The sequence below is a fragment of the Rufibacter hautae genome (assembly GCF_008271695.1).
In the GTDB taxonomy this organism is placed as follows: Bacteria; Bacteroidota; Bacteroidia; order Cytophagales; family Hymenobacteraceae; genus Nibribacter; species Nibribacter hautae.
The window spans coordinates 966,630-991,063 of record NZ_VKKY01000002.1 but is presented as its reverse complement, the minus strand read 5'-3'; the positions used below and the strand labels follow the sequence as shown (position 1 = coordinate 991,063).

The 24,434-nt window shown below is 49.7% G+C and carries 19 protein-coding genes and 2 tRNA genes; 13 read left to right on the top strand and 8 right to left on the bottom strand.

The genetic code is table 11. The annotated features are described in order from the left end of the window. Positions 1 to 8: 8 nt before the first annotated feature. Together FOA19_RS12965 and FOA19_RS12960 are read right to left on the bottom strand one after the other, a co-directional pair. Positions 9 to 917: a hypothetical protein gene (locus FOA19_RS12965; RefSeq protein WP_149091226.1), complete on the bottom strand. Its 909-nt coding sequence runs from the start codon at positions 915 to 917 to the stop codon at positions 9 to 11. Positions 918 to 929: 12 nt separating this feature from the next. Continuing rightward, positions 930 to 1,469 (bottom strand): RNA polymerase sigma factor, encoded by a 540-nt coding sequence (locus tag FOA19_RS12960; protein ID WP_149091225.1) that lies wholly within the window; start codon positions 1,467 to 1,469, stop codon positions 930 to 932. A gap of 336 nt (positions 1,470 to 1,805) precedes the next feature. On the opposite strand from FOA19_RS12960, the gene FOA19_RS12955 reads away from it, so the two are divergent. Continuing rightward, positions 1,806 to 2,195 (top strand): rhodanese-like domain-containing protein, encoded by a 390-nt coding sequence (locus FOA19_RS12955; RefSeq protein ID WP_223808886.1) that lies wholly within the window; start codon positions 1,806 to 1,808, stop codon positions 2,193 to 2,195. Between the two features lie 165 nt (positions 2,196 to 2,360). Here FOA19_RS12955 and FOA19_RS12950 read toward each other — a convergent pair whose 3' ends face one another. Beyond that, positions 2,361 to 2,720, bottom strand: a complete 360-nt coding sequence (locus tag FOA19_RS12950) for a CoA-binding protein (protein ID WP_149091224.1) — start codon at positions 2,718 to 2,720, stop codon at positions 2,361 to 2,363. A gap of 71 nt (positions 2,721 to 2,791) precedes the next feature. Then, the gene (locus tag FOA19_RS12945) at positions 2,792 to 4,369 is read right to left on the bottom strand and encodes an NAD(P)/FAD-dependent oxidoreductase (RefSeq protein ID WP_149091223.1); all 1,578 of its coding nucleotides are present in this window, start codon (positions 4,367 to 4,369) and stop codon (positions 2,792 to 2,794) included. A 627-nt stretch (positions 4,370 to 4,996) separates the two neighbouring features. Between FOA19_RS12945 and FOA19_RS12940 the strand changes: the two genes are divergently transcribed. The 3 genes from FOA19_RS12940 (at position 4,997) to FOA19_RS12930 (ending at position 10,474) form a co-directional block, all read left to right on the top strand. Then, positions 4,997 to 8,146 carry a SusC/RagA family TonB-linked outer membrane protein gene (locus tag FOA19_RS12940; RefSeq protein WP_149091222.1) on the top strand — a complete coding sequence of 1,050 codons (3,150 nt, stop codon included), beginning with the start codon at positions 4,997 to 4,999 and terminating at the stop codon, positions 8,144 to 8,146. 22 nt (positions 8,147 to 8,168) lie between these two features. Then, positions 8,169 to 9,644, top strand: coding sequence for a RagB/SusD family nutrient uptake outer membrane protein (locus tag FOA19_RS12935; protein WP_149091221.1), 1,476 nt, complete (start codon positions 8,169 to 8,171; stop codon positions 9,642 to 9,644). Between the two features lie 413 nt (positions 9,645 to 10,057). Next, the gene (locus tag FOA19_RS12930) at positions 10,058 to 10,474 is read left to right on the top strand and encodes a T9SS type A sorting domain-containing protein (RefSeq protein ID WP_149091220.1); all 417 of its coding nucleotides are present in this window, start codon (positions 10,058 to 10,060) and stop codon (positions 10,472 to 10,474) included. A gap of 224 nt (positions 10,475 to 10,698) precedes the next feature. On the opposite strand, the gene FOA19_RS12925 is transcribed toward FOA19_RS12930, so the two are convergent. Continuing rightward, on the bottom strand, positions 10,699 to 11,667 hold the full coding sequence (locus FOA19_RS12925; protein WP_149091219.1) for a tryptophan 2,3-dioxygenase family protein: 969 nt from the start codon (positions 11,665 to 11,667) through the stop codon (positions 10,699 to 10,701). Positions 11,668 to 11,893: 226 nt separating this feature from the next. On the opposite strand from FOA19_RS12925, the gene sdaAB reads away from it, so the two are divergent. Genes sdaAB through FOA19_RS12905 form a run of 4 tightly spaced genes read left to right on the top strand, consistent with a single transcriptional unit; the run spans position 11,894 to position 16,438 of the window. Further along, the gene (sdaAB, locus tag FOA19_RS12920) at positions 11,894 to 12,574 is read left to right on the top strand and encodes an L-serine ammonia-lyase, iron-sulfur-dependent subunit beta (RefSeq protein ID WP_149091218.1); all 681 of its coding nucleotides are present in this window, start codon (positions 11,894 to 11,896) and stop codon (positions 12,572 to 12,574) included. Then, on the top strand, positions 12,574 to 14,040 hold the full coding sequence (locus FOA19_RS12915; RefSeq protein ID WP_149091217.1) for a TolC family protein: 1,467 nt from the start codon (positions 12,574 to 12,576) through the stop codon (positions 14,038 to 14,040). The genes sdaAB and FOA19_RS12915 overlap by 1 nt, the downstream gene beginning before the upstream one ends. 7 nt (positions 14,041 to 14,047) lie before the next feature. Continuing rightward, entirely contained in the window at positions 14,048 to 15,436 is a 1,389-nt protein-coding gene (locus FOA19_RS12910) for an efflux RND transporter periplasmic adaptor subunit (RefSeq protein ID WP_149091216.1), read from the top strand. A 3-nt stretch (positions 15,437 to 15,439) separates the two neighbouring features. Continuing rightward, a complete protein-coding gene (locus FOA19_RS12905) occupies positions 15,440 to 16,438 on the top strand; it encodes an NAD(P)H-dependent glycerol-3-phosphate dehydrogenase (protein WP_149091215.1) in 999 nt (332 codons plus the stop codon). Positions 16,439 to 16,547: 109 nt separating this feature from the next. Here the strand turns inward: FOA19_RS12905 and FOA19_RS12900 are convergent, their stop codons facing one another. From FOA19_RS12900 to pdxH, 3 genes are read right to left on the bottom strand one after another with little or no spacing between them, the layout of a single operon-like run. Continuing rightward, a complete protein-coding gene (locus tag FOA19_RS12900) occupies positions 16,548 to 17,117 on the bottom strand; it encodes a Maf family nucleotide pyrophosphatase (protein ID WP_149091214.1) in 570 nt (189 codons plus the stop codon). After that, the gene (locus FOA19_RS12895; protein ID WP_149091213.1) at positions 17,107 to 18,381 is read right to left on the bottom strand and encodes a DUF1015 domain-containing protein; all 1,275 of its coding nucleotides are present in this window, start codon (positions 18,379 to 18,381) and stop codon (positions 17,107 to 17,109) included. The genes FOA19_RS12900 and FOA19_RS12895 overlap by 11 nt, the downstream gene beginning before the upstream one ends. A 43-nt stretch (positions 18,382 to 18,424) precedes the next feature. After that, positions 18,425 to 19,078, bottom strand: a complete 654-nt coding sequence (pdxH, locus tag FOA19_RS12890) for a pyridoxamine 5'-phosphate oxidase (RefSeq protein ID WP_149091212.1) — start codon at positions 19,076 to 19,078, stop codon at positions 18,425 to 18,427. 206 nt (positions 19,079 to 19,284) lie between these two features. Here pdxH and FOA19_RS12885 point away from each other — a divergent pair, with 206 nt between their 5' ends. The 5 genes from FOA19_RS12885 to FOA19_RS12865 all read left to right on the top strand — a co-directional run bounded on the left by FOA19_RS12885 (position 19,285) and on the right by FOA19_RS12865 (position 24,263). Continuing rightward, on the top strand, positions 19,285 to 19,851 hold the full coding sequence (locus FOA19_RS12885; RefSeq protein WP_223808885.1) for a YqgE/AlgH family protein: 567 nt from the start codon (positions 19,285 to 19,287) through the stop codon (positions 19,849 to 19,851). A 25-nt stretch (positions 19,852 to 19,876) separates the two neighbouring features. Continuing rightward, positions 19,877 to 22,117 (top strand): DUF349 domain-containing protein, encoded by a 2,241-nt coding sequence (locus tag FOA19_RS12880; protein ID WP_149091211.1) that lies wholly within the window; start codon positions 19,877 to 19,879, stop codon positions 22,115 to 22,117. Positions 22,118 to 22,246: 129 nt separating this feature from the next. After that, a tRNA-Thr gene (locus FOA19_RS12875) sits at positions 22,247 to 22,319 on the top strand. Between the two features lie 94 nt (positions 22,320 to 22,413). Next, a tRNA-Thr gene (locus FOA19_RS12870) sits at positions 22,414 to 22,486 on the top strand. A gap of 556 nt (positions 22,487 to 23,042) precedes the next feature. Continuing rightward, positions 23,043 to 24,263 (top strand): erythromycin esterase family protein, encoded by a 1,221-nt coding sequence (locus FOA19_RS12865; RefSeq protein WP_223808884.1) that lies wholly within the window; start codon positions 23,043 to 23,045, stop codon positions 24,261 to 24,263. Positions 24,264 to 24,434 lie beyond the last annotated feature (171 nt).

Sequence of the window (24,434 nt, the reverse complement as noted above, 5' to 3'; positions counted from 1 at the left end):
ATGGGATTTTAGAGTTCTATAGTCTTTGTAATTTTTTTGTTTCCTATGCGGGTTTCCAAAGCATAGGTGTGTTTGGTGATACCTATTTCTGAAAGATTCACTTTCTCACCGTCTTTGAGGTTCTTCACTTGTTTCAGGATGCCTTTCAGAACGCGTCCAGATCCAGGTTGGTCCTCAGTGTGCGGTGTGTCCGTTTCTTTAGTAGATGCCTGGGCGAGGGAGGTGGTTGCCTGGGCGTTGTCTAATTTTACAATTATTTCTAAACCACCTACCTCAGCGTTGGATTTGGCGGCTTCTTGTGCTTTCACTGGGATGGCAGCGGCCATCATCACCGGTTCCTGGGCTTGCTGGAAAGCTCTGGTGGTTTCTTCTTTTACACCTTCTTTTCTGGTTCTCTCTGCGGCAGCCTCTATTCTTTTAGAGGTGGTTGGCGCAGCTTTCGTGTTCACAGAAGCCAAGACTTGGTTACGTTCCGTAGCTTTGGGTGCAGCAGCAGGGTAGAGGGTAGTGTTATCCTGGTCAGCTACTGATTTCTGCTCTGGTTGCCCGTTGGCGTTTACCTTATCTGACTCCGTCTCTTGAGCAGGAGATACTCTTTCTGAAGGCGTTTGCTGGTGCTCCTGCACCGTGGCAACCGTGCCCGTTGGTTGCAGCGGATCTATGTTGTCACGGTTTACCCAGAGCCCCACGCTCAGCAGCATGGTCACCGCGGCAGCGGCAGAGTAATACCACATCCGTACGGTACCGCGTTCTTCCTTCTCCTCAACTGCAGCTGGCACCAGGAACGGGTTGGGGGTTTCCTGCTGGGCATTCTGCTGCATGCGGGCTTGCATGCGCTCCCAAACATCGTTGCCGGGGGCAACAGGTCTGTTCTGCAGTTTGTCTTTGAATAATTTATCTAAATCTTCTGCGCTCATGTCTTTGTCTGTTTAGAGGGCGATCACTACTCCTTGCTGGGCCAGCATGCGTTGCAGCATAGCCCGCGCTTTACTTAACTGTGACTTGGAAGTGCCTTCACTGATGTTGAGCATTTCCGCAATCTCTTTGTGCGAGTAACCTTCAATGGCATATAAGTTGAAGACTGCCCGGTAGCCGGCCGGAAGTTCCAGCAATAACTCCATCATTTCCTCGGCGGTCATTTCACTGTCTGCCGAGGCGTCTTCTGAAGCCAGGTAGTTGTGTTCCTTTTCAATGGCCAGGTGCATGGGTTCCTGCTTGCGCAAGTGCTGCAGCGCCTCGTTCACCATGATACGGCGAACCCATCCTTCAAAGCTTCCTTTCTGCTCAAACCGGCCCACATGTTGGTACACCTTCATGAACCCGTTGATCAGGACCTCCTCGGCATCCATCTCATTCTTGAGGTACCGCAGGCACACGCCCATCATGGGGCCGGCGTAGCGATCGTACAAGATTCGCTGGGCTTTGGCATCGCCTTGTTGCAGTGCTAGTACCAGTTCTGACTCATTCACGGGTTGTAGAGATTTTAAGCTATAATTTCTGCCTGTTTGTATGATAGATGCACCCCCTCAGAAATCGGTTGCCTGAGGTCCGGAAAAATTTTCAAGTAAATATAAGATTCTCTGCATGTAAATAGGATAAAAGTATACTTTAATAAGATAAAGCTCTGTTATACAACTAAAAGTGAATTAGAACAAACTTGTCGTTCCACTGAAATAAGTTTATAAACTTTGTTTTAAGTCTGATTTTAGAAAAGCAGGGTCAAAACAAAATCCCCATTTTAAACTTCTGAGACTTGAAGATTGGGGTGGTTTGGTTTAACAGGGCAATCCCTGCATCTTTATAGAATGAAAATAATCATGTTCGTTTTAGCGCTGTTTTGCGCTCAGCCCTTGTGGGCCCAGGAAAAGCCGAAAGCCGTACTTGCGGCCACAGAATATAAAGAGGTTAGCAAAAAGGAGAAAGGCGTTCTGGTGGATGTGCGTACCCCCGAGGAGTTCGAGGCCGGGCACCTGAAGAAAGCCCGCAACTCAGATTTCAGGGGCGGAAAGTTCGCCCAGGAATTTGCCGGATGGGACAAAGACAAAACCTACTATCTCTACTGCGCCAGCGGAAACCGCAGCGGACAGGCCCTGAAACTGATGCAGGAGGCAGGATTCACCAACGTCTATAACATTGGTGGCTACAAAGACCTGAAAGCGGCAGGCCTGAAAACCAAAGAAGAGAAGAAAAAGTAATTTTGTTTCTGACTTGTTCTTCAGAAATCGGCATAAAACAAAGCAGCTTTGGGTGAAAGCTTACACCTTAGCAGCTTTCTTATACCTTCGGAAATAAAAAAAGGGTTTAGGGGTTTTCCTTGAAAACAGCCCCTAAACCCTTTTATACAATTCGGCTCCTAAAGCCTAGTAATTCCCTACGGAAAGCATGACTAGGGTGCAGGCGTGCAGGGTTTTGATGTTCTGCTCCTTCGCTTTCTTCTCCAGTTCGTAGTTCTCGGTACCCGGATTGAAGATGATGCGCTTAGGCTTCAGTGAAAGAATATAGTCATACCAGCTGGGTTGGTTCTGCGGACCCACGTACAGGGTAATCGTATCCACCTCGTCAATGGAGGGTTTCTCTGTCTCAATAGGTAAACCTGCCACCTCTCCGCGCTTAATGCCCACCGGCACCACCTCATGTCCTGATCTTTTCAGCTGATGGACAGCTTTATAACTGTAGCGTCCTGGGTTATCAGAGGCGCCTATTACCACGGTCTTTTTCATCACTTCTCCCTTTAGATTAAAAAATCAGGCGCGAAACGCCATAGTAGTTATACTCACAAAAACGAAGCGGGTTAACCGCGGATCAAAACAGCTACCTGCTCCGCGCAACGTTCCCCATCCATAGCCGCCGATACGATACCTCCGGCGTACCCGGCACCTTCGGCGCAAGGGAACAGGTTCTGAATCTGCGGATGCTGCAGCGTTTCTTTGTCCCGAGGTATGCGTACCGGTGAAGAGGTTCTGCTTTCCACTCCTACAATCTGGGCATCGTTGGTAAGATAGCCCCGCATTTTATAGCCGAATTCCTGGAAACCACCGCGTAACCGTTGCCCGATCATAGGCGGCAATACTTCCAGCATGTCCACGGAGGCCAAGCCCGGCTGATAGGAAGTATCCAGCAGCGAAGAGGAAACCTTCCCCTTCACGAAATCATGGAGGCGCTGGGCAGGGGCCACCTGGGTACCACCCGCGGCTGCCCACGCTTTCTGCTCCAGAGCCTGTTGCATACGCAATCCGGCCAAAGCGCCGTGTTGTTTCAGGTCCATGTCCTCCAGGTTTACCGCTACCACAATGCCGGAGTTGGCGTACTTGGAATCCCGACGGCTAGGCGACATGCCATTCACCACTACCTCACCGGGCGCAGTGGCCGCCGGTACTATAAAGCCACCTGGGCACATGCAGAACGAGAACACGCCGCGCTCTTGGCCTTTGTAAGCCACCTGTTGTACCAACGCGTAAGAAGCCGCCGGCAAGTGCATGCCCCGGTCGCCGTCACAGTGGTACTGGATTCCGTCAATAAGGCTTTGTTGGTGCTCCACCCGCACACCCATGGCAAAAGGTTTGGCCTCAATAAGTATATTCTTGGCGTGCAGCAACTCATAAATATCCCGGGCCGAGTGACCAGTGGCCAGGATCACGGCTTCGCCCTCCAGAGAAGTGCCATCGGCGGTAATCACGCCTTTCATCTGGTTTCTCTCCAAGATGAAATCCGTCACCCGCGTGTTGAAGTGAATTTCGCCGCCCGCCGCCAACACCGTTTCCCGCATCTCGGCAATCAGAACCGGCAGTTTGTTTGTCCCGATGTGGGGGTGGGCATCGAATAAAATATCAGTAGTGGCGCCGTGCTGCACCATGATCTGCAGAATACGCTGCACATCTCCGCGTTTTTTGGAACGGGTGTAGAGTTTCCCGTCTGAGTAGGTTCCTGCCCCGCCTTCCCCAAAACAGTAGTTGGAATCGGGATTCACAATATGCTCCTTGTTGATAGCCGCCAAATCGCGACGACGGTTGCGCACATCTTTGCCGCGTTCCACCACCACCGGTTTTAAGCCTAGTTCAATACACCGCAAGGCCGCGAATAGCCCGGCCGGTCCAGCGCCCACAATAAGGACCCGCTTGGCGTCTGGTTTCAGTTCTGGATAGTGATAAGTGGGCAGCAGGGTAGAAAGGTCCGGAGCCTGGGTGTATACATCGGCACGCACCTTTACTTGTACCTTGCGGCCACGGGCATCAATGGAACGTTTTATTTTATGGATGAAAGCCGCGTCCTTAGAGCGGGTGATTCCGGCTTGCTGCAAAAGCTCGCGCTCCAGAAGGGCAGGGTCATAGGCTATCTCAGGCGCCAAGACCAAGTCAAGTTCTTTTTTCATAAAGCAGATGTAAGGTAGTTAACCTTAAATTTTTAAGATAGTTTTCCTAGCGGAAATGCCGCAAAGATACTACTCTAACCTAACCAAAAACAGGGCAGATAAATTCGTTTTTAAGCTGTTTTAGCTGAACCAGTACAAAAACAAAGATTGATCATCTCCATTGACCTTCTTTGATTTAACAGCAATAAAATCAATCTCACCATAAAAGCTTGTTTTTCAGATGAAAGCAAAACCTTAAATTGATTTTTGAATATAATGTTTTGAAGAACTGTTTAACTTTTTAAAGATATTTATAAAAAAGAAAAGTACATAAACTAAAATACCTTTTTAGCCCGTTATTTTTGTGAATCAGAGAAATCTGATTTTGAAAGATAACTAGAAGGAAAGGAGGGAAGGAAAAGAAAGAATACGAACAAGCAGCTGCTGCAACACCCATCATAAAAATCGCTTAAACCAGTTTACATCTATTCTGGCACAGACAAACACTCAGAGTTCCTAAGAAAGCGTTGAAAGATAGGAGCTAAACTTTTAAGGGCAGGAGACTAGACAACTTGTACTTTCTGTATTGAGCCTTACCGCTCTGGGGAATTAAGCAAAGTTTAAAGCCCATTACAATTAAAATCCTAAATGAAGAAAGTTATATTTTTCAGCTTCGTTTTGTTGCTGTCGCTGGTTAGCCATGCGTGGGCGCAAAGTCGGACTATTAAAGGAAAAGTAACCGATGCAAAGACTGGCGAAGGAATGCCAGGGGTTACTGTTCAACTTAAAGGCAGCACAACTGCTGCCCCTACCGGAGTAACCGGTGATTATGAGATCTACGTTCCCTCAGGAGATGGCACATTGGTGTTTACTTTTATTGGGTACACCAATAAAGAAGTGGCTATTGCGGGCCAAAGCACTGTGAACGTGGCTTTAGTGGAGGATAACACCCAACTGGGCGAAGTTTTGGTAGTAGCTTACGGTACGGCAGAGGAGAAGTCCTACACCGGTTCTGTGACTTCTGTAAAGGCTGAGGCCATTGAAAAGATGCAGGCTAACGACGTAACCAAAGCACTTTCTGGCTTGTCGCCAGGGGTTCAGGTAACCTCTTCCAGCGGACAGCCGGGTACTACCAGTGCTGTTCGAATCAGGGGAGTAGGTTCTGTGAATGCCAGCAGTTCTCCGCTGTACGTTGTGGATGGTGCACCTTATTCCGGTGACATCAACGCCATAAACCCGCATGACATTGAGTCCATGACCGTACTGAAAGACGCTACCGCGGCTTCCCTTTACGGATCTCGGGCAGCCAATGGGGTGATTGTGATTACTACCAAAGGCGGAACTGCGCCTAAAGAACCCACCATTAGCTTTGGGGCTACCGTTGGGGTCTCTGACTTTGCCGTAGCGGACTACAAAACGGTGAACGCCTCCCAAATGTATGAACTGACTTGGGAAGCCTTGCGCAATGATGCCAGAGCCAACAAAACCCTTTGGGAAGGCAAATACGCCTCACCAGAGGAGTATGCCTCTAAGTTGGTAGTATCCAGATTAGCAGGTGCCGGCAACGGACAGCAATACAACCCTTTCAACAACGCTAACGGAACCACTGAAGTAGAACCAGTTGGACTGGACGGCAAAATCAAACCAGGTTTAACCCCGGCGTGGGATGAAGACTGGAGAGATGCGTTGTACAGAAAAGCAGTTCGTCAGGAATATGACCTGAGCGTACAGGGCGGTAATGACAAGAGCAACTACTATTTCTCTGGGAACTACCTGGACCAGCAGGGTGCTTTCATCACCTCAGGCTTTAAGCGTTATTCTACCCGTCTGCGCCTTAGCTCACAAGTGCGTGACAACATTAAAGTTGGTTTGAGCGCCAACCTTTCTTACACAGACCAGAATGCACCTACCTCCAGCGGTACCTCGTTCCGTAACGTGGTTTCATGGGGAAGAAACATCTCCAGCATTTACCCAATCTACCGGAGAAAGAACGCCGATGGTTCTCCTTTCACAGGACCCCAGGAGTTTGACTTCAACACGGCTCGTCCGTATGGCGGTAACAGTAACCCGGTAGGTACCACTGCCTTGGATGAAATCACAGGAAGTAACCTTACCTGGGGCTGGAACGGTTTTGCTGAAATTTCTTTCTTGAAGGATTTCAAATACAGAACCTCTTTGGCCCTGAACGGGGACAACTACCGTGGCGTGACCTTCTACAACCCTGAGTATGGTGATGCCTCCGGTTCAATCGGTGGACGTGGAACCCAAAGCAGATCGTCTTTTACGGAGTACACTTTCAACCACATCTTGAGCTGGAACAAAACTTTTGGCCAGCATACCATTGACGCTTTGGGTGGTTTTGAGGTATACAACCTTTCTTCCAACTCTGTGTCTACCCAGAAGACCGGTTTCATTCCAATTGAAGGCATGACTGAGCTTGACAACGCCGCTACCATTGTGAGCTCCAACTCACAAAGAGACAGACGTGCATTGCAAAGCTTTCTGGGCCAGGTGAACTACGGGTTGGCTGATAAGTATTACCTGTCTGCCTCGTTCCGCCGTGATGGTTCTTCCCGTTTCAAAGAAGATCAACGCTGGGGTAACTTCTACTCTGTGGGTGCCTCTTGGAGATTGTCTGAGGAAAACTTTATGAAGGAACTGGGATGGGTGAACAACGCCAAACTGAGAGCTTCTTATGGAACATCCGGTAACGAGAACCTTGGTTCTTACTATGCTTACAGAGGTCTTTATAACACGGTATATCCAGACTTATCTGAGCCTGGTATGGTTGTTATTACTCTGGAGAACCCGTACCTGACCTGGGAAAAGCAAGCCATCTTCAACGTTGGTTTGGACGCTACCGTGTTCAAAAGATTTGATGTGTCTTTAGATTTCTATGACAGAGCCTCTAAAGACTTACTTTTGAACAAGCCAATGGCACCGTCTACCGGTTTTGTGGGAGTATCGGCTAACCTGGGTGCTATGCGCAACAGAGGGTTCGAGGCCAACATCACTGCCCACATCGTGGACACTGATAAATTCGGTTGGGATATGAACCTGAATGCAGCTCATAACACCAACGAGTTCACAGAGCTTCCCCAGCCTACTATCTTGGCAGGAACCAAGCAGTACAAAGTTGGTCAGTCTATCTATGACTTCTTTATTGAAGATTTCGCAGGGGTTGATCCAAAAACTGGGTTGAGCATGTGGTACCGCGATGTTACCAACGCTGAAGGAGTAGTGGAAAGACAAACTACCACTAACTACGCCCTGGCAACCCGCTACTATGTAGGGAATGCTTTGCCAAAGGTAACCGGAGGTCTGTCAAACAACCTTCGCTACAAAGGCTTTGACTTGGGGCTATTATTCTCTTATAGCTTTGGCGGTAAAATCCTGAACACTGACTATAGCGGCCTGATGGGCGGCGGTTCTTCTGCCGGTTACAACTGGAGCACCGATATTTTGGACAGATGGCAATCTGAGGAGAACCCAGGAAACGGAAATGTTCCTCGTTTAGGTACCGGTCAGTCTTTGAACGCAAACGCTCGGTCTTCCCGCTTCCTCACCGATGCTTCTTATGTACGCATGCGCAACGTAACCTTGGGTTACACCTTGCCAGCTAACGTGCAAGAGCGCTTGAGAATGAAAGGTCTGAGAGTGTTTGTACAAGGCGATAACCTTTGGACTTGGTCTAAAGGCCTGGAGGGAATGGATCCTGAGCAATCACTTGACGGAATCACCTCTAACAGCTTCCCAACCATGAAAACCTACTCTGTTGGAGTACGGGCTTCTTTCTAATCTTTGAACATAATATCATTAGATGAAACTCAATAAAGTAAAAATATATACCGTCCTTCTGGGAGCTTCCTTAGGCTTGGGAGCATGCCAGGATGACTTTCTGGAGACGGTTCCTTCAAACGCGGCGTCTTATGAGCAGGCTTTCAGTTCTCCTGCTGCCGTTGAGGCTGCATTGACCGGGATCTACCGGTTAATGCGGGATGCTCCCGTGAACTCTGGTTCCACAGCCAACCATGACAGCTATGGCATTCCTCACTTCAATGAAACTTGGGATGTGATGGGCCAGGACCTGATGGCCAACACCAGTTGGTTTGTGTTCCAATATGAGTTGGACAATAAATTGCCAACATACCGAGGTACCTATATGTTGTGGGCCACTAACTACAACATGATCACCAACGCCAACAACATCATTGCCAATGCGGCTAAGGTTCCGAACATCACCGAGGAACAGCGCATCGCCTTTGAGGCTGAGGCTAGAGCTCTGCGAGCTTTCGGGTACTTCAACCTGGCAAGAACGTATCAGCATACTTACCTGAAGGACCCAAATGCGTTGGCAGTTCCTTTGGTGTTGGAGCAAACCACCATTGATACCGAAGGCAAACCAAGAGCAACCTTGCAAGAGGTGTACACCCAAGTTCTGGAAGACCTTTCCATTGCTGAGCGGGATCTTCCTGTTTCTAGGGTTGCTAAAAGCCGCGTGAACAAAAACGTAGCCCAAGGCTTGTTGGCTCGTGTGTACCTGGAGATGGGCCAATGGCAACAAGCCGCTGACTTTGCAGTCAAAGCTCGTGAGGGGTATCCACTTATGTCTGCGAATCAATGGAAAGAAGGATTTAACAACTATGCCAATGGCGAATGGATCTGGGGCTTAGCCCAATCTGCCGATCAGCAGGTAGCGTTTGCTTCCTTCTTCTCTACCATGGACGGTCGTTACACCTTAGATGAAAAGGGGAACAGAACCTACGTGCGCAGAGGCTACAACAACATTCGGGCTAACGACTTGTTTGTGGCGTTGTTTGACCCAGCCGATGTCCGGAGAGAGTTCCAGGAAGCAGCTGGTGTGACCAACTCTAACCGTTACACAGTAACCAAGTTTAAGGACCTACCCGACCTGAGTGGTGACTTCGTACTGATGCGTTCCGCTGAGATGTACCTGATTGAAGCGGAAGCGAAAGCCCATTTGGGCCAAGACGTCGATGCGCAGCAATTAGTTTTTCAATTACGTCAGCAGCGTTTCACTAACCCTGCCGCTGTTGTAAAGCCTACCACTACCGGCGCTGAACTGGTGGATGAAATCTGGGTAGAAAGAAGAAAAGAGCTGTACGGTGAAGGTTTCGGACTAATGGACATCAAACGTCTGCAGAAGCCTTTGGTACGGGAAGGTAACCACACTGCGGTGTTGGGCACTACCCCAGCCAACAGCGACTTGTTCATCTACATGTTCCCGCAACTGGAAATCATCAACAACCCTAACTTCGGGCCTCAAAACCCATAAGGATTTGGTTTAATCATGAAAAGGCTGCTCTGCAAAGGGCAGCCTTTTTTGTTTTAGGTCTGTTTTGCCAAAACTGGCTGTAAAAAGAGTGCATGTCAAATAAATTTTTCTATCCATTCACAAGATTACTTTCGCCAGATTTGGGGTGCTTAGGCAAGGGGCATCTTCTATATAAGGCGGAAGGACCAATCAATTTTAATAGTCTCAGTACGGGAATATCCAGGTTCATACACATTATCATAGGCCTGGTCACATATTGGTTCCGGTTACTATATATACTAAGTACATTTAATTAAGGAACAAGAAGATATGTGAAATCAAGGAGCCCTATAAAGAGATTAGAACCTATTACAAGAGCTTGTTAGAGATAAACTAATCCAGAATTCCCCTATAACAATTTAAGAAATCGAACTATGAAATTGACCTCTATCAAAAACGGAATGGCGGCTACTTTTATCATGATAGCAATTATGTTGCTGTTTACCCAGAGCCTTGTGGCAAAGAATAGCTATACACGGAGGGCAGTTGAAGAACCTTTGCAGTATCAAGGTGCTGCCGGAACTCCGGAGCTAGTGGTGAGCAGGTTGTTGAAGCTGTATCCCAATCCAAATTCTACGGATGAGGTAAACATCAAAGGCTTTACCAAGAACACCTCCGCCACCATCCTCATCAAAAATGCCATCGGCTACATTGTCATGGACGAGAAAACTTACACCGCTGATGACAAGGGCGATATTAACCTGAAAATTCATTCCCTTCAGCAGGGACATTACTATATCAGCATCAAAATAGACAAGGCTCAGGTCATAAAGAAATTAATTAAAATCTAAAAACCAATCCATAAAATGGTTTTTATAAATTATTTAAGCATAGGCAGATATTAGCCTTAGCCTAAAGCTTCATTGATACTATTCATAGGTGCCAAAGGTGTATCATTAGCACTTGCATTTAGGACCTGTTTTTCAAAAATCACGATCAAAACCAGAGTGAGCAGCGGGTGTTTATAAGGCAAAAGAAAAGGGAGCCGAAGCTCCCATTATGTATGGACAAGTAGTTAGTTCACTTCGCCGATGATGTCGTTTACCCAGCCTTTGCCCCAGTTGTCTTTCTCTTCCTGGGTCCAGATCTCGGGGTAGAAGATGCGTTTCTGGAATTTGGGCGGCAGGTACTTTTGCCAGTTGGTGCCCCCGGTAGCGGCAATCACGTCGGGGTCGCGCTGCAGGTACCGCACCGCCGATTTGTAGTGCATGAGAGGCCAGTTCACATTGACGTTGCTGTCCAGTTCTTTGAGGTGATTGAGGAGTTTTTGGTTTTGCTGCTCTTCTTCGGAAAGTAGCTTGAAAACAGACCAGATGTTCTTGTGCCGGTATTCCTTGGCATGCTGCATGAGTTCGGTGGAGTATTTCTCCTCAAACTGCAGAAGGGTCAAAGTCTTGGCACCCGTGGCGGCCTCGGTGGCGCCTTCCTTCCAGTAAATGCAACCGAACATTTCCTCGTGGGTGCTCTGCTGGCCTAAAGCTTCTCGCTTGGCTTTGTCAGTCAGGTTGCGTAGGTCGGTGGAACAAATTTCTATTTTACGGTACTGCACGCTTTGGAACCCGCTGGCCGGCATCAAGGCCATCCGGAACTTCAGGAATTGTTTGGGGTCCATGCCGTCCACCATCACATCAAAGGAGTCAATGAGGTTCTCAAAGTAGCGGTTAATGCGACCTACGCGTTTGATGAGCATCTGGGCCGAGGGGGCAGGGTCTTCGCCAATCTGCCGGTACTCATGCAGGCAAAGCTTAAAGTAAAGCTCCGTCACCTGGTGGTACATGATGAAAATCTCCTCGTCTGGGATCTTGGTGCGGGGCGTCTGCAGGCTTAAAAGGGTGTCCAGGTGAATGTAGTCCCAGTAGTTTAGGAAATCAGAGTACAGGAGACCTTCCAGGTAAGAAGCCAGATCCTGGCCCATGGGGCTATATTTCTGTTGGAGGCGTTCCAGCAGTTCCAGTACCTGGGGGGAGAAGGTGCGGTCTGGCATATATTATTTTCTGAATGTTGTAATTATCTTTCTTTACTTGCGACAAAGAAAGTAAAAGAAATTGGTTTGAACCTTTTCTATACGGATTATCCTGGATGCCGGGACGACCGTCAAACCAATTCATGCATCTTCCCAGGAGAAGGGTACCCTTCCTGTTTTTTTGGCAGCGGCTGCCTAAGGGTGAACAATATCTTTACCTTTGATGCCGGAAGAAAGCACAAAGACAATGGCAGAGAAAAGCAGCATTTTTGATATGATTGGGCCGGTAATGATAGGACCCTCCAGTTCCCACACCGCTGGTGTAGTACGCATTGCGCGGGCCGCCATAAGGATTCTGGGGGCTGCACCCACAGAGGCTACCATCACCTTTTATAATTCCTTTGCCCGCACCTATGAGGGGCACGGCAGCGACCGCGCCATTCTGGCCGGCCTCCTGGATTATAGAACCGATGATACCCGCATCAAGGAGTCTTTTACCCACGCAGAAGCTAACGGCCTGAAGTACACTTTTAAATCAGTTGGCAATGCCTCTACCATGCACCCCAACACCATCAAGCTTAACCTAACGGCTGCTGATGGCAGAACCTGCGAAGTGGTAGGGCAGAGCAGGGGCGGCGGCGTGATCAGTATTGTGGAAGTAGACGGCTTCCCCTCCAACTTCTCGGCGAATCTGCATACGCTGATCATTGACGCCGATGACGTGACCGGCAGCATCGCTTTCATCAGCAGCATTATTGCCCATGATGACTGTAACATTGCCACCATGAACGTGTCCCGCAAAGGCCGCAATGATGTCGCCCGCCAGTTCATTGAAATGGACTCGGGGCTGCGCCCCATCTCGCTGGAGTACCTCCGGCAATTAAGTTGGGTCAAGAACGTGATCTATATCCCTAACATTGACTTATAATGCGACGTTTTTCTTCCAAATTTCTCGCTTCGCTGGGCTTGGTCATGGGCTGCCATACCTTCTCCGTGGCCCAGACCACCACAGCAACAGAAACCGTGTGGTCACTGCAGCAATGCGTTGATCATGCCGTTAAAAACAATCTACAGTTAAGGCAAGCTGGCCTTTCAGTAGAACAGGCAGCCATTGATTTAAAACAATCAAGAGCTGATCAGCTGCCTTCGGTGAACGGAAGTGGTTCTCATAGTTTTAACAATGGTTTCTTTCTGGACCCTGTAAGAAACCAGATCCAAAACCAGCAGGTGTGGGCCGGTAACGTAGGCATTAATGGCTCGGTTAACCTCTACAGCGGTTTGCAGGCACAGAATACTGTTAAACGGAATAAACTGGAGTACGAGGCCATTCAATTAGACCAGCAGAAAGTCCAGAATGATGTCACCCTCAATGTGGTAACGGTCTACATGAATGTGCTGCTCAACCAAGAGATTCTCAAAACCAACCAAGAGCGCTTAAATCTTACCAAAAGCCAGTTAGAACGGACCCAAAAGTTATTCAAGGCGGGAAGTATTCCTGAAAGCAATGTTTTAGAACTCAATGCTCAAATAGCAAGTGATGAGCTTAATATCATCACGGCACAAAATAATATTGAGCTGTTTGAATTACAGATGATCCAGATGTTGAACCTCCCGGATGCAAATCCGGCCAATTTCTCCATTGAGGTTCCGCAGATTCCAGATCCAGACCAAACCATTATTGGTTTCAACGCAGAGGAAGTATTTGCTTCGGCTAGTAGTAGAATGCCTGAGATAGTAAGGGCAGGGCTAAGGATTAGGAGTGCTGAAAAAAACATTGCCATTGCCAGAGGAGGATATCACCCTTCCATAAGCTTAGTAGGTAGTGTTAGTACCCGTTACTCTAGCGGTTCTTCTTTGTTCAATTTCGGGAATGTAATTAGTCAGAGAACTTTAGTGGGGTACCAAGATGAGGGGATGAACCAACCTATTTATATCTATACCCCATCTGTTGAACAAACCCCGAGAGACTATCCTTACTTCAACCAACTACAGGATAACATTGGCCAATACATAGGTGTTAATTTGAATATTCCCATCTTCAACGGCTTTAGAGTACGAAATAATGTGCAATTGTCCAGGTTAGGCCTGAGAAATGCCCAGATCAATTCTGATATAGCAAGAAATGAATTGCGGCAAACCATTGCCCAATCCTATACAGATGCAGTAAACGCCCAAAAAAGATTTGTGGCTGCAAAAAAGCAGCTGGAAGCCTTTGAGCAAGCTTATAAAAATTCAGAGATTCGCCTTAACAACGGCCTCATCAACAACGTGGATTTCAATGTGGCCCGCAACAACTTAGTTAAAGCCCAATCAGACATTATCCAGGCGAAATACGATTACATCTTCAGACTCAAGTTCCTTGAATTCTACCAGGGAAAAACGATCACTCTCTAATTAACTCATGGCAAAACGCAAATCGAACAAACTGATTTACATTCTGGGTGGCTTACTGGTTTTACTTCTGGCAGGGTTGCTGGTAGCCAAAAAGCAGGGGTGGATAGGAAAGCAAGAAGGAATAGAAGTTGCGGTGGCCAAAGCCAAAGCCGCCAGTATTATTGAGAAGGTAAGCGCCTCAGGTAAGGTGCAGCCCGAAATTGAGGTAAAGATCAGCCCAGACGTTTCCGGGGAGATTACCGAATTGTACGTGAAAGAAGGCGATTCTGTGGTAGCAGGCCAACTGCTGCTCCGCATCCGCCCAGACAACTACCAGGCCATGGTAGAGATGCAGTCTGCCTCTGTGAACACGCAACGCGCCAACCTGGCCCAAGCTAGGGCCCGCTTAAACCAGGCGGTAGCCAACAGCAAGAACATCCGGCAGACGTTTGAGCGTAACCAGAAGCTGTTTGAGCAGAAGGTCATCTCCCAGTCTGATATTGACGCTTCGCGTGCCCAGTTTGAAGCCAACCGCGCCGAAGTGGATGCTGCTCGGCAAAGCGTGCGGGCCGCTGAATCCACGGTACGCAGCGCCAGCGCCTCTTTGGACGAGTCTCGCCGGAACCTGGACAAAACCACCATTTATGCGCCCGTGAGCGGCACCGTTTCCAAGCTGAATGTGGAACGGGGCGAACGCGTGGTGGGTACTTCCCAGATGGCTGGTACCGAGATCATGCGCATCGCTAACCTCAACAACATGGAGATTAGGGTGAATGTGAACGAAAACGATATTGTGCGCGTGCGCCTGAAGGACTCGGTCATTGTGGAGGTGGATTCCTATACCAATACCAACCGCAAGTTCAGAGGCGTGGTGACCTCCATCGCCAACACCGCCAAAGACGCAGCTTCCCTGGAGGCCGTGACAGAGTTTGAGGTGAGAATCAGGTTGTTGAACGAATCGTACCAAGACCTGATCCAGAAGAATGGGCGTACCCCTTTCAGACCGGGTATGACCGCTTCGGTAGACATCATCACCGACCGTAAAAACAATGTTCTTTCTGTTCCGTTAGCTTCCGTGACCACCCGTGCCAAAGACAAACCCAAAGGTAAATCGGAAGGCATGGAGAACAATTTTGCGCAAAACGATGACAAACCCGTGCGGGCTGAGGAGCGTCCGGATGAAGTGGTGTTTGTACACGAGGGCGGAAAAGTGAAGATGGTAAAGGTGACCACCGGCATCAGCGACTTTGATAACATAGAGATTCTTTCTGGTTTAAAGACCGGGCAGGAGGTGGTGTCAGGTCCTTTCAGAGCGGTTTCCAAGCAACTCAAAGAAGGTGACCTGGTAACTGTGAAGGATGAAAAGTCACTGAGCAAAGAATTGAAAGAAGATCAATCAGAAGAAGAAGATAACTAAGCTTTGCAGGATAGAGAAAGAATTGCCGTTTTAGGCGGTGGAAGTTGGGCAACCGCCCTGGTGAAGATTTTATCAGAAAACAAAACAGATGTAAGCTGGTGGCTCAGGAACCAGGACGATGTGCATCATCTCCAACAGTATGCCCACAATCCCCGGTACCTAAGCGGAGTAAGATTTGACCTGGCCTACGTTCATCCTTCCAGTGATATCCGGGAGACGGTAGCCCAGGCAGATTGGGTGATTCTGGCCGTTCCTGCGGCGTTTGTGAAAGAAGCGTTGTCGCCCTTGGCGGCAGATGCTTTGCACGACAAAACGGTAGTATCGGCGGTGAAGGGGATGATTCCGAAGGAAAACCTGCTGATCACCGATTTCCTGGAGCAACATTACGGCGTACCAGCCGAGCGCCAATGCGTCATTGCCGGGCCTTGCCACGCCGAGGAAGTTGCTTTGGAAAAGCAGTCTTACCTGACCATTGGGTCTGTGGACCTGGCCCGCGCCGAGCAGTTCTGCGCTTTGCTTCGGAACCGTTACGTCAAGGCCAATCCGCTGGACGACATAGACGGGGTGGAGTACTGCGCGGTCATGAAGAACATCATTGCCCTGGCCTGCGGCATTGCCCACGGCCTGAACTATGGCGATAATTTTCAGGCGGTAATGGTCTCTAACTCCATGGAAGAGATTGAGCGTTTTCTGGACGCCCTTATGCCCTTGCACCGCGACCTGAAAGGCAGCGCCTATCTAGGTGATTTACTGGTGACCGCCTACTCGCAGTTCAGCCGTAACCGTACCTTCGGGAATATGATTGGCCGCGGCTATACCGTGAAATCAGCTCAGTTTGAGATGAACATGGTGGCCGAGGGGTACTACGCAGTCCAAAGCATTCATGAGTTGAACAAGCGCCTAAAAGTAGATATGCCTATTACAACGGCCGTTTACAACATCCTGTATGAGCGTATTTCTCCAGGTGTTGAGATTGAGATCTTAAAGGATAAGTTTAAGTAAGTCATATCCGTTTTCGGCCGGATTTTGGGAAAACACCTCCTAAACAGAAAACCCGCTCTACCAAATGGAGCGGGTTTTCTGTTTAGGAGGTGTTTTAAGTAAAAGAGCCCTAGAACACCAGCAGTTCCTCGTACAACCGGTGCACCGGCAAACCCATCACGTTGAAATAGGAACCTTCAATGCGTTCTATGCCGACGAGGCCCAACCAGTCCTGGGCACCGTAGCTTCCCGCTTTGTCAAAGGGTTTGTAGTTATTGATGTAGAAGTCGATCTCGTCGCGGGTGAGTTCTCTGAAGTGGACGGTGGTCACATCATGGAAGACCACGCTTTTCTCCAAGCTGAGAAGGCAAACCCCGGTGTAGACTTCATGGCTGCGGCCGGAGAGCATGGTGAGCATGCGGGTAGCCTGGGCGTGGTCATACGGTTTGTTCAGGATGGTCTCGTCCAGGCACACGATGGTATCGGCGGTGATGATAACCTCCTCGGGTTGCAGTTCCTCGCGGTAGGCGCTGGCTTTGTGGGCCGCCAGGTATTCTGCCACCTCAGCGCGGGCCAGCTCGGGTGGGTAGGTCTCGTCTATCTCCTTCACGCGTGACTCAAAGGGAAGTTTCAGGTTGGTGAGCAGTTCTTTCCGCCGCGGCGAGTTAGAGGCCAGGAAGTATTTTTTATTAAAATTCATGTTCGTCTATTGAGCTGAATAAAAACCCACAAATGGTCTTGGGGTAGAAAAACGTTGATTTCTGCGGCATCACGGCCCCCGAATGGCAAACCCGCTGTACCTCTTCCATCTTCACCTCGTTGGTGATGAGGGCAACCGCGGCTTTCCCGCTGTCCACCTTGGTAAGGCACTCGGCAAAGGACCGAACATAGGAAAGACCAGGGTATTGGCGCTGCTCCTCCGGAGAGATTCCTAGTACGCGTTCCAGGATGAAATAGTGCATGACGGTAAGGTCCAGGTCTTTCACTTCCTGCGGGATGTCCCAGGCCAGTTGGGCATGTACCTCAGGCCGGAGCCGCACTTTGTATGCTTCTCCTTCAAAGTAAACCCCAAATGCCCATTTCTTCCCTACGATCACCTCGTTCAGTTCATACGCCTCCTCAATTGGGGTGACCACAAAAAACTCTTGCATCCTTTCAAGAAATACTTCCGGTGGGATGGGCAACCGCTCTAATAACCGGTGGGTTGGCAGAATGCGCAGGTCATCTGAGGCGGCGTTGGTCAAGTACATGAGATGGTAGTTGAACGGCTCCTCGCCGGAAGCGCCAGGGAACTGTTGCAGCATCTTTTTGCGGTACTGCAAAGAGCCTTCGTAGCGGTGGTGCCCGTCGGCCAGGATTATCTGCTGGTCACGCAAAAGGTCCACAAACTTCTGGATGACCTCCGCGTCGTGGATGACAGAGAGCACGTCGCGCACGCCCTGGTAATCCTCAGACTCATACAGGGGCGAGGTGATGCTCTCATCCATGTACTGCTCCAGGGTGAAACCATGATCCAGGAAAAGGCCGTGGGTGGCGCTGGTGTGCATGCGGGTCTCCGCGAGGAGTTCAATACGATCATTCACGGCGGCGGGGATGGTGTTCTCGTGCCGAAGGATTACCTGTTCTTCCCACTGGTAGGCCTTAATGTGGCACATGAATCCTTTGCGGCAGTACTCGCGGCTGGAGCCCGGCAAGGTGAAATACTGGTAGTAAACGTAAATCCCCGGCAACTGGTCCTGCAGCAGAATGCCAGCACGTTTCCAATGCTCGGCAGTTCGGCGGGCGCTGTCGGCGGGGTCTGGGCCGGGCGGCACCGATAAATGGATGCTGTTGTAGGGATTCCGGTAAAGTGCCTGGCGTTGCTTCACAGAAACCACGTCAAACAGGGGAGAGGTGAGCGCGTCTATGGAAAACGGTAGCTTGGGGTTGTACCTGAAGCCTTTGATGGGGAGTATTTCAGCCATTGACTGGTTTTAAGCTGTTTTGGGAAAAAGGGGCCGTAAACGATCAGGGTGCCAGGCGTTGGATGTGCCAGTGCGCATGGCCGTCCACCTCGTACAGCAGCCGGTCATGGAGCCGGTTCTGGCGCCCCTGCCAGAATTCAATCCGCTCCGGCTTCACCAGGTAACCGCCCCAATGCTCAGGCCGAGGAATCACCTCCAGGTTCTGGAAGCGAGCCGAGTACTCTTTCTCCAGACTTTCCAGGATGCTGCGGTCCGTAATGGCCGTGCTCTGCGGAGAGGACCAGGCACCAATCTGGCTCCCGCGGGGCCGGCTATGGAAATAGGTGTCTGACATCTCCGGGGCGACGCGCTCCACCTTGCCTTCCACGCGCACCTGCCGCTCCAGCGCCGGCCAGAAAAAGGTAAGGGCGGCAAAGGGGTTCTCCAGCAGTTGCTGTCCCTTGCGGCTCTCGTAATTGGTGTAGAAGACAAACCCCTCTTTTTGCAAGGCCTTCAGGAGAACCACCCGGGCAGTTGGCCGGCCATGGGCATCGGCGGTGCTCAGGGTCATGGCGGTGGGCTCGTCGGCTTTGGCTTCCAGAGCCTCCTGCATCCAGGTCTCAAACTGTTGCAGCGGGTCCTGGGACACCGCCTCCAGGGTAAGTTCCTTCAGTGAATAATTGATCCTGATATCGGCAAGAGACAAGGGCGTAGCCATGGTATTTACACTGAAATGTTAGATGGTTCCAAAAGTAGGGGTTTCTGTTTAATTGTGATGGTTTTAAGGCAAAAACCCGCTTCATTTGCCCTTAACCTCATACGAGGAGCGTTTTTTAAGCGTTTTCCGGATTCGGGTATAAAATCAGCCGCAAACCAAACAACTACCAATTCAGTAAGTATAGAAAGCGAAATCCACGGAAAAAGATGACTAGAAAGATGGCGAAAGAAATCCAGAAGGGAAGCATCCTGATCTCAGAACCATTTTTGGGTGACCCTAACTTTGAGCGGAGTGTGGTGGTCATCTGCCAGCATGACAAAGACGGAACGGTGGGACTGGTACTGAACCGGGTTTCGGCGCTGCACCTGTCCGATGTGATAGACATCAACGCAGAGGTCTTTGACATGGCGTTGGCAGTGGGCGGACCCATGCAGCCCAACACCTTGCACTACATCCACCGCCTCCCTAATTTACCCGATGCGCAACCGATTGCCTCCGGCCTTTACTGGGGTGGAGACTTTGAAGAACTTACCCGTTGGCTGAACGAGGGAATTGTTCTACAGGACGAAATCAGGTTTTTTGTGGGTTATTCCGGGTGGAGTCCGGGGCAGTTGGATGAAGAAATTGATAAAAATGTTTGGTTTGTTAATAACAATGCTGCGAATAAATTGCTTACTTTGAATATAGATACCTTGTGGCGCGATATTTTAAAGGAAATGGGAGGCAAGTACAAAATGTACGCCAACTATCCCGCGGACCCAAGTTTAAACTAATCCAAAGGCGCAAAGCCCCACGTGTATGATGAACCTAAATCCGGAAAATCAGCCAAACGGAAAAACGGAAGAGCAGTCTACCGAAGAACAATCTAGCCAGGGCCAAGCGCTGGATCAACGTAGAATTCTTGAAGAGCGTTTAGCTGAGATAAATGCCCGTAATGAGGCCCCTGCTGTTTCTGTTGAAACGGTTGAGCAACCCCCTGTTACTGATGCCGCCCCTATGGAGGAAGTAGCCGCCCCCCAGGTGGAGCCAGAGCTTACGCAATCTTCCGTTTTAGCCACGGAGCCATTCACGGACGGTTCTCCCTCCGAAACGGAAACTCCAGTAGCCGTGCAGACCGACCTGCCTACTCCTGAGATGGCTGCGGCCTCTCCAGAAGCAGAGCCCTCTACACAGGGAGAGACCCCAGAGGCCGTAAACGAAGAGCCTTCCTCTCCGGCAGAGCCGACAATGGAAACATCTTCTACCAGCACAGAGGCCTTAACATCTGTTGCTCCAGTAGCGCCAGTTGCCCATGAGGAGACTACTCATGAGGAAGAGGACCTGCACCTTGATGAAGATTATACCCATTTGTCTATTGATGAGGTAAGGACCAAGATCCTGTCCCTGGCCCAGGAGGGAAATGCCAAGAAATCTGGCCGCGCCCTCAATACCCTGTACAGAATCTATGAACCGCAGTTCCAGGAGGAGCGCCAGGCAGCCCTCAACCGTTTCATAGCCGAAGGGGGTTCCCCAGACGATTTCGAGTACAATGCCCCCCGCGCCCACAAAGATGTGGAGCAGGCCATGCAGCGTTTCAGAGAGGCCCGGTTCAGAGAGCAGCGCCAGGAAGAGGAACAGAAAGTCCAGAACCTACAGAAGAAGCGCGACCTTTTGGAGCGCCTGCGGGTATTCATTGAGACCTCTGAGACTCAGACCAGCGGCAACGCCATCAAAGATCTGCAGAACGAGTGGAAAGCCATTGGCCAAGTACCCACCGCCGAGGCCCAGCAGTTGTGGAATTCCTACCACGCCTTGCTGGACATGTACTACAACAACCGTAGCATCTTCTTTGAGCTGAAGGAGCTGGACCGCAAACGCAACCTGGATGCCAAGAACCAGTTGTGCGAGCGTGCCGAAGGACTGGCCAACGAAGAGAACATCAACAAAGCGCTGCAAGAGTTGCGCCATCTGCACGATGAGTGGAAACATATTGGCCCGGTGCCTAACGAGATGCGCGACCAAGTTTGGAACCGTTTCATCCAGGCTTCTGAGCAGGTCCACGAAAGAAAGAAATCATTCTTTGAGTCCCGAAAAACCGAAGAACTGGCCAACCTGGAGAAAAAGAGAGCCCTACTGGCCCAGATTGAGCAGTTCCAGCATTTCACTTCTGACCGCATCAATGACTGGCGCGACAAAACCGACCAAATTCAGCAGTTGAAGGAAGCCTGGGATGCCGCCGGCCTGGTGCCTAAGGAAAACGCCGAGGAAGTCAACAAGGCTTTCTGGAGCAGCTACAAAGCCTTCTTCCACCACAAGAATACCTTCTTCAAAGCCCTGGACGAGGAGAAAATGCAGAACTACCGCCAGAAGGTAGGCCTTTGCGAGGAGGCCGAAAGCCTGCAAGGCAGCGAAGAGTGGGACCCCACAAAGGAAAAGCTCATTCAATTGCAGAAGAAATGGAAGACTATTGGCCGCGTACCAGACAAATACTCTGATAAAATCTGGAACCGTTTCAGAACGGCTTGTAACGCCTTCTTTGACAGATTGCACCAGGAAGTGCAGAACAAAGAAACCCATTTAAGCCAGCTTTCGGCGCAGAAGCAAAACTACTGCGAGCAACTGGCGACCAAGGTGGCAGACCCAACCTTGGTGGGTTCCATGGAGGAGTTCAACCAGATTTACCAGGATTGGCAGACGTTCTCCACCGAAGGCAAAAGAAACCCCAAGGTAGAGGATAGGTTCCAACAGCTATTGGCCAAGTACTTGGAAAAAGTGCCGGAGATGAATCCGCAGCAGAAAGAGCAAACCCTGTTCCAGTTGCAGTTGAGTCACCTGAAGGCCAGCCCAGATGGAGACCAGAAGCTGTACCAGAAAGAGCAGCACCTGCGCCGGGATATCACCTCGTTGGAAAACGAAATCTCCAACCTGAAAAATAACATTGAGTTCTTTGCCCGTTCCAAGAACGCTGAGAAGCTGCGGCAGGAATACCAATCCAAGATTGACGATGCCCAAAACCGCATCCAACACCTGAAAAGACAGCTGAAAGCCCTCAGGTCATAATTTTTTCGTGTTGACTTTCAGCGCCTTTCTGTAAAGGCGGCAAATAAGTTGAGAGGTCTTTTTGCAAATATCAAAAAGACCTCTACTTTTGTATCGCTTTCAGAAACCACCAGGGTTTTAGAAGCAAAAGCCTCCATAGCTCAGCTGGTAGAGCAACTGACTTGTAATCAGTAGGTCGCTGGTTCGATCCCGGCTGGGGGCTCCCAAACAGCACTTATAGGACTAACCTGTAAGTGCTGTTTTTTGAAAACCTTTTTATTGCCGCTTTCAGAAGCCTTAGGGCCACCAAAGCAAAAGCCTCCATAGCTCAGCTGGTAGAGCAACTGACTTGTAATCAGTAGGTCGCTGGTTCGATTCCGGCTGGGGGCTCTTTTCAAAGCGCTTGCATTTTCAACGATGCAAGCGATTTTTGTTTGGGCCTCATTTTAAAGCAGTGGGGTTCTCCTTCTGGTTTTCTCCCAGTCTTTCCAGGAACACCTAATAGGCTCATCCTTCTGTGGGACTTTTGCTGCCTCATTTCCGACCCATTTCTCAGAAAAGCCTCTTAAAACATTATCTCTAAAAATAGGGCTGCAGGTATATCAAATCGATTGTGTTTTGTAGTACCGCATCTGTAAATCAAATCAACCCTGATGTTCGGTTGTATTTCCATTTTAGGCTTGATCTTACTTAAACAAGCCTAAATCGTAGTTACATAGTAGTTTTCAAGTCTTGATATGCCATGGAATCAGTACTTTTTGGCAACTCAGGTTTTAATACCTGATTTTGGTTCAGCTTTGTTAGGGAGAAAACCTGCAAGTTCTTGGTCCGTTGAAAAAAGGGTTAACAGAAGAATCTTGCTATGGCGGAAACCACTGCAAAAGATAAGACAGGATTGGCGAAATATTGCCTTCCTCTACAGACTGCCCAGGATCTTGACCCCTTGATGGAAAGGATTGGAGATGCCCGGTATGTGTTATTGGGGGAGGCCACGCATGGGACCCATGAATATTACACTTGGCGCGCGGAGATTACCCGGCGGCTTATCCAGGAGAAAGGCTTTTCCTTTATCGCGGTGGAGGGAGATTGGCCCGACTGCTTTGATATAAACCAATGGGTGAAAGGCTATCAAGACACTCCAGAGAACATTGAAGAGGTGCTGCGCCAATTCAACCGCTGGCCTACCTGGATGTGGGCTAATTGGGAAATTGCTGCTCTGGCCCACTGGCTACGGAAATACAATGATAACCTTGCTCCGGAGCAAAAGATAGGTTTCTACGGCTTGGATGTTTACAGCATGTGGGATTCCATGAAGATCATAGTGGAGTACCTGGAAAAGGAAGACCCACAGGCGGCGGCTTACGCCCGGCGGGCGATTGACTGCTTTGAACCATACGGGGAGGAGGAGTCTTACGCCACCGCTCTTGGCTCCATGAAACCTAGTTGCCGCGAGGCAGTGCTGCAGTTATTACTAGAAGTACGGCAGAAAGCCAGCCAGTACAATCATGCCCCGGAGGCTGGTCTCAACGCGGAGATCAACGCTTTAGTAGCTGCCAACGGTGAGGAATACTACCGGGCGATGTCGGCATTTGGGGGGAATTCCTGGAACGTGCGGGACCGGCACATGGTGGAAGCGCTGAACACCCTCATGAACTACCATGGTCCTGAGGCCAAGGTTATTGTCTGGGAGCACAACACCCACATCGGGGATGCAAGAGCCACCGATATGGTGGATGACGGGGAAATCAACGTGGGGCAGTTGGTGCGTGAGCAGCACAAACCAGAGGAAGTGGTGCTGGTCGGTTTCGGGTCTTACGAAGGTACCGTGATAGCAGGCCGAGGGTGGGACAGTCCAATGCGAGAAATGCCGGTGCCTCCGGCCATGGACAAAAGCGTAGAGAAGATCCTGCATGAAGCTTCTCCGGAAAATAAGCTCCTGATTTTTGACCAGCAACCCGCGCTTAAAGAATACTTCCGGGCCTGGATGGGGCACCGGGCCATTGGGGTAGTTTATCACCCTGAGCGGGACCGGGGCAACTACGTTCCCACCAAATTGTCAGCCCGGTACGATGCCTTCCTGTACCTTGACAAAACCAAAGCCCTTCACCCGCTGCACCAGGAAGCAAAGGGCCACCAAATGCCAGAGACGTTCCCATTCGGGATGTAGGTTTCTCCTTGGTTAAAGTTGTTTTGGGGCTCTTTTTAAGAAAACAGGCACAAATCCGCACACAAGTAATTATCCGCTAGAATTATATGGTTAAATAGAAAAGGTGATCCAGAACCCTTGCGGTATTCTAGATCACCTTTTTTACTATGCTTTTTTTAAATTCTACATTCT

Coding starts and splice junctions, on each gene's coding strand:
- FOA19_RS12965 (WP_149091226.1), bottom strand. CDS start 917: ATGAGCGCAGAAGATTTAGATAAATTATTCAAAGACAAACTGCAGAAC.
- FOA19_RS12955 (WP_223808886.1), top strand. CDS start 1,806: ATGAAAATAATCATGTTCGTTTTAGCGCTGTTTTGCGCTCAGCCCTTG.
- FOA19_RS12950 (WP_149091224.1), bottom strand. CDS start 2,720: ATGAAAAAGACCGTGGTAATAGGCGCCTCTGATAACCCAGGACGCTAC.
- FOA19_RS12945 (WP_149091223.1), bottom strand. CDS start 4,369: ATGAAAAAAGAACTTGACTTGGTCTTGGCGCCTGAGATAGCCTATGAC.
- FOA19_RS12940 (WP_149091222.1), top strand. CDS start 4,997: ATGAAGAAAGTTATATTTTTCAGCTTCGTTTTGTTGCTGTCGCTGGTT.
- FOA19_RS12935 (WP_149091221.1), top strand. CDS start 8,169: ATGAAACTCAATAAAGTAAAAATATATACCGTCCTTCTGGGAGCTTCC.
- FOA19_RS12930 (WP_149091220.1), top strand. CDS start 10,058: ATGAAATTGACCTCTATCAAAAACGGAATGGCGGCTACTTTTATCATG.
- FOA19_RS12925 (WP_149091219.1), bottom strand. CDS start 11,667: ATGCCAGACCGCACCTTCTCCCCCCAGGTACTGGAACTGCTGGAACGC.
- sdaAB (WP_149091218.1), top strand. CDS start 11,894: ATGGCAGAGAAAAGCAGCATTTTTGATATGATTGGGCCGGTAATGATA.
- FOA19_RS12915 (WP_149091217.1), top strand. CDS start 12,574: ATGCGACGTTTTTCTTCCAAATTTCTCGCTTCGCTGGGCTTGGTCATG.
- FOA19_RS12910 (WP_149091216.1), top strand. CDS start 14,048: ATGGCAAAACGCAAATCGAACAAACTGATTTACATTCTGGGTGGCTTA.
- FOA19_RS12900 (WP_149091214.1), bottom strand. CDS start 17,117: ATGAATTTTAATAAAAAATACTTCCTGGCCTCTAACTCGCCGCGGCGG.
- FOA19_RS12895 (WP_149091213.1), bottom strand. CDS start 18,381: ATGGCTGAAATACTCCCCATCAAAGGCTTCAGGTACAACCCCAAGCTA.
- pdxH (WP_149091212.1), bottom strand. CDS start 19,078: ATGGCTACGCCCTTGTCTCTTGCCGATATCAGGATCAATTATTCACTG.
- FOA19_RS12885 (WP_223808885.1), top strand. CDS start 19,285: ATGACTAGAAAGATGGCGAAAGAAATCCAGAAGGGAAGCATCCTGATC.
- FOA19_RS12880 (WP_149091211.1), top strand. CDS start 19,877: ATGATGAACCTAAATCCGGAAAATCAGCCAAACGGAAAAACGGAAGAG.
- FOA19_RS12865 (WP_223808884.1), top strand. CDS start 23,043: ATGGAAAGGATTGGAGATGCCCGGTATGTGTTATTGGGGGAGGCCACG.